General features: G+C 41.8%; 2 protein-coding genes. One reads left to right on the top strand and one right to left on the bottom strand.

Features of this window, described 5'->3' with window-relative positions; genetic code table 11:
• Window positions 1–900, top strand: a 900-nt coding sequence (locus ACZFYI_RS20490; RefSeq protein ID WP_462525970.1) for a Gfo/Idh/MocA family protein, incomplete at its 5' end; no start/stop codon positions are given.
• Window positions 901–960: 60 nt separating this feature from the next.
• Here the strand turns inward: ACZFYI_RS20490 and ACZFYI_RS20495 are convergent.
• The coding region (locus tag ACZFYI_RS20495; protein ID WP_462525971.1) for a substrate-binding domain-containing protein at window positions 961–1,184 on the bottom strand (224 nt) is incomplete at its 5' end.

Here is a 1,184-nt window from a genome sequence, read left to right on the forward strand (position 1 = left end):
GGCGAACTGTTGGTAGCTTACAAAAACAAGTATAACAAGGTAATCCAAATGGGTAACCAACAGCGGTCCTCTGACCATACTATCGAAATCATCCATCAGATTCACAATGAAATCATTGGAAAAGCTTTCAGAGCTACTGCCTTTTATATCAATGGAAGAGGTGAGGTTCCTTTACAGACGGCAGCCAATCCCCCTGAAGGATTGGATTGGGAACTTTTTCAGGGACCTGCGCCAAGAAGAAAATATACCCACAACACATGGGATTATAACTGGCATTGGTATGGTTGGGATTATGGGACAGCCGAAACAGGGAACAATGCCACCCATGAATTGGATGTGGCGAGGTGGGCGCTTCAGGTCGAATTTCCGAAGCATGTGACTGTAGATTCAGGCAAATACCACTTTGTCAATGACGGCTGGACCATGTATGATACGATGCTCGCCACTTTCAAATTTGAGGGTGATAAAACAATCCTATGGGACGGAAAAAGCAGGAATAACTACAGCACGTATGGTTCTGACCGAGGAACAATCATCTATGGGTCAGAAGGATCTGTTTTTGTCAATAGGGAATTGTATCGGCTTTATGACCGAAATGGAAAGCAAATCAAAGAGGTAAGGACGGGCAATGTCGAAGGAAGCACCAATCTTGGCGGAGGTGGCGATATGTCTACAGTTCATATCATGAATTTCTTTGAAGCTATCCGAGGAAAAGAAAAGCAGAATTCCACCATTGATGAAGGTGCAGTCAGTACCCTCCTTTGTCACTTGGCAAATATCTCTCACAGAATCGGGGAAAACTTTGAATGTGATCCAAGCAATGGCCACATAAAAAATAAAAAAGGAATGGCACTTTGGTCAAGACAATATGAAAAAGGCTGGGAGCCGAAGTTAAAGTGATCTCTATCAAACAACCTATTAAACTGCCCTATCGGAAAATTCCGATAGGGTTTTTTATTTTCACCTTGAAGATTCCCTAAAATCTATTTGAGAAGGCATTTGAATGACCTTATTCTCCAATGCAGGCTGATTGGGTTTGGTCAGTTTTTTCATCAGAAGTTTGGCACATTCCGATCCAATTTCAAATGCCGGCTGCGAAATAGTAGTCAAAGATGGTTTTAACAATTCGGCAATTTTCATGTTGGAAAAACTTACCAATTTGAAGTCTTTTGGCATTTCAAGTT

The organism is Aquiflexum sp. (assembly GCF_977115555.1).